The following is a 3471-nucleotide window of genomic DNA, read 5'->3' as shown; positions in this document are numbered from 1 at the left end:
CGTTGGTTATAGCCTTTAAACATGGCGCAGCGGATTTGGGCCTTGTCGTCTTTTAGCGTGAAATACCAATGGCCGGAGCGCGGTCTTGAGAGCCCGGTAATCTCTCCGCTTACCCAGGTTTGAGCGTAGCTGACTTCAAGCATTCGTTTAACTTGACGGTTAAGTTCGCTGACACTCAGTGCCTTGGGTTTAGCAGGTGTATGCTCAGGAATACTGGGGTCGGAAGGGAAGTCTGCGTAAGTCATTGCGATGTCATATTTGGGTGATAAGTTGAGGCGAGTTTAAAATGCTTTGGCGGTATTTACAATTATGCTTGTAAGGAGAGCCCCTCAAGCATTATAATTCCGCGTTTTATCTGGACATAAAGGTTGGCCCATATGTTGCGGATCGCACATGACGCACTGACGTTTGATGACGTTCTCTTGATTCCTGGTTATTCCGAAGTTCTTCCTAACGAAGTTTCTCTTAAAACTCGCCTGACGAAAGGCATCACCTTGAATGTTCCTCTGGTATCTGCCGCGATGGATACGGTGACTGAAGCTCCTTTGGCAATTGCCATGGCGCAGGAAGGTGGCATTGGTATCATTCACAAAAACATGACCGCTGAGCAGCAGGCGGCAACCGTTCGTGCTGTTAAGAAATTTGAAAGTGGTGTAGTGAAAGACCCTATTACCGTTGCTTCAAATATGACGGTACGAGAAGTGTTAGAGCTGACGGCAGCTAACAAAATTTCAGGTTTACCGGTTGTTGACGGTAAAGACTTGGTCGGTATTGTCACTGGCCGTGACATCCGCTTTGAAGGCAGTTTGGATACTAAAGTCTCAAGTATCATGACACCTAAAGATAAGCTGGTGACCGTAAAAGAAGGCGCTACTTCAGACGAAATTCGCGAGTTGCTGCATAAGCACAGAATCGAAAAAGTATTAGTGGTTAACGATAGTTTCGAACTAACCGGCCTTGTAACGGTTAAAGATATCCAAAAGTCGCAAGACTATCCAAATGCTTGTAAAGATGAAGCAGGACAGCTCAGAGTTGGTGCTGCTGTGGGTACGGGTGCTGGCACTGAAGAGCGCGTTGATGCATTGGTGCAGGCAGGTGTTGACGTGATTGTTGTCGATACGGCACACGGACACTCTAAAGGCGTTATTGACCGTGTTCGCTGGGTAAAAGAAAACTACCCGCAGGTGCAAGTGGTTGGTGGTAACATCGCAACAGCTGAAGCGGCGATAGCATTGGCTGAAGCAGGTGCAGATGCGGTTAAAGTCGGAATTGGCCCGGGCTCAATTTGTACGACACGAATTGTGGCTGGTATTGGTGTTCCTCAGGTTTCTGCGGTGGCTAATGTTAGTGCAGCTTTGAAAGAGCTTGATGTGCCTGTTATCGCTGATGGTGGTATCCGTTTCTCTGGTGATATTGCAAAAGCGATTGTAGCTGGCGCAAACAGTATTATGATCGGTAGTTTGCTAGCCGGTACTGATGAAGCCCCTGGTGAAATCGAATTATTCCAAGGTCGAAGCTATAAGGCTTATCGGGGAATGGGTTCTTTAGGAGCAATGGGCCAGTCTCAAGGCTCTAGTGATCGCTACTTCCAGGACATTAAATCTGGCGTCGACAAGTTAGTACCTGAAGGTATTGAAGGTCGTGTAGCGTGTAAGGGGCCGATGACTGCAATCATTCACCAGTTAATGGGTGGGCTTCGTTCTAGCATGGGCTACACAGGTAGTGGCGATATTGAAACGATGCGCACGGTACCGCAGTTTACCAAGATTACCGCAGCGGGCATGAAAGAAAGCCACGTTCACGATGTGACCATCACCAAGGAAGCACCTAACTATCGTGTTGGCTAGGCTTTAAGTACTTTTTAAGTTTTATTTATATTATGCGGGGCATCTTCTAGTAGAGCCCCGTTTTGTCTTTCTAAGAGGTTGATTTAATCCCATGACAGACCGTCAAGATATTCACGCACAGCGTATTCTAATTTTAGATTTTGGTTCACAGTACACTCAGTTAATCGCACGTCGAGTGCGTGAACTGGGCGTTTTCTCAGAGATTCGTGCCTGGGATATGGACGAAGCCGAGATCCGTGAATACAAGCCGACGGGTATTGTCTTAGCGGGGGGGCCTGAGTCTGTGCCTGAGCCTGGTTCTCCACGTGCACCAGAAGTTGTTTATAGCTTGGGTGTGCCGGTTTTAGGGATCTGTTATGGCATGCAGACTATGGCCGAACAATTAGGCGGCAAGGTTGAAAGCTCTGATGTACGAGAGTTTGGTTATGCCCAGATTAAATCTGAAGGTGATAGTGCTTTGTTCAAAGATATTGCAGATCACATTGAAGGTGCAAACCGCTTATTAGATGTATGGATGAGCCACGGTGATAAAGTTACTGCGATGCCTGAAGGTTTTGAGTTGATGGCCTCAACTGAATCTTGCCCTATTGCTGGTATGTACTGTGCAGAGAAGAATTTCTTTGGTATCCAGTTCCACCCTGAAGTAACGCATACCCTGCAGGGTGAGCGTATTTTAAGTCACTTTGTAAAAGATATTTGTGGTTGTGAATCACTTTGGACGCCAGCAAAGATTATTGAAGATCAGATTGAACGAGTTCGTGCCCAAGTGGGTGATAAGAAGGTCTTGCTAGGTCTATCTGGAGGTGTTGATTCTTCAGTGGTTGCGGCGCTATTGCATAAAGCCATTGGTGATCAGTTAACCTGTGTTTTTGTCGATAACGGCTTGTTACGTAAGAACGAAGGCGACATGGTGATGGAGATGTTCGCCGAAAACATGGGCGTCAAAGTCATTCGTGCTGATGCTGAAGACTTATTCTTGGGTAAGTTAGAAGGTGTTTCTGATCCCGAGAAAAAGCGAAAAATCATTGGTAATACCTTTATTGAAGTCTTCGATGAAGAAGCAACCAAGATTCAAGACGTTGACTTCTTGGCCCAGGGTACTATTTACCCGGATGTCATCGAATCTGCTGCAGCGAAAACGGGTAAGGCGCATGTTATTAAGTCTCACCACAACGTAGGTGGCTTACCAGACGATATGAAGATGGACTTAGTTGAACCTTTACGCGAGCTATTCAAAGACGAAGTTCGTAAGATGGGCTTAGAGCTAGGTCTGCCTTACGACATGGTGTATCGCCACCCCTTCCCAGGGCCTGGCCTAGGTGTTCGTATTTTGGGGGAAGTGAAGAAAGAATATGCAGAAGTTTTGCGCGAAGCCGACGCTATCTTCCTGGAAGAACTTCATAAGGCAGACTGGTATCACAAAACATCACAGGCATTTGTTGTCTTCTTGCCGGTTAAGTCGGTGGGTGTTGTAGGGGATGGTCGTCGTTATGAATGGGTTGTTTCGTTACGTGCCGTTGAAACAATTGACTTCATGACCGCTCGTTGGGCGCACTTGCCTTATGAATTACTAGAGACGGTATCGAATCGAATTATTAACGAGATCGAGCATATTTCGCGTGTC

At 46.7% G+C, this 3471-nt stretch carries 3 protein-coding genes; 2 read left to right on the top strand and 1 reads right to left on the bottom strand.

Features of this window, described 5'->3' with window-relative positions:
* The coding region (locus A3735_RS29085) for an exodeoxyribonuclease VII large subunit (protein ID WP_197485924.1) at positions 1-245 on the bottom strand (245 nt) is incomplete at its 3' end.
* A 132-nt stretch (positions 246-377) separates the two neighbouring features.
* Here A3735_RS29085 and guaB point away from each other — a divergent pair.
* Positions 378-1847 carry an IMP dehydrogenase gene (gene guaB, locus A3735_RS17550; RefSeq protein ID WP_068511812.1) on the top strand — a complete coding sequence of 490 codons (1470 nt, stop codon included), beginning with the start codon at positions 378-380 and terminating at the stop codon, positions 1845-1847.
* Between the two features lie 91 nt (positions 1848-1938).
* A partial coding sequence (guaA, locus tag A3735_RS17545; RefSeq protein WP_068638365.1) for a glutamine-hydrolyzing GMP synthase occupies positions 1939-3471 on the top strand: 1533 nt, incomplete at its 3' end.

This window comes from Oleiphilus sp. HI0061, from assembly GCF_001635675.1.
This window is presented reverse-complemented; position numbering and strand designations above follow the sequence as displayed.

Excerpts from the sequence above, each read along its gene's own strand:
- guaB (WP_068511812.1), top strand. The coding sequence starts at position 378 with ATGTTGCGGATCGCACATGACGCACTGACGTTTGATGACGTTCTCTTG.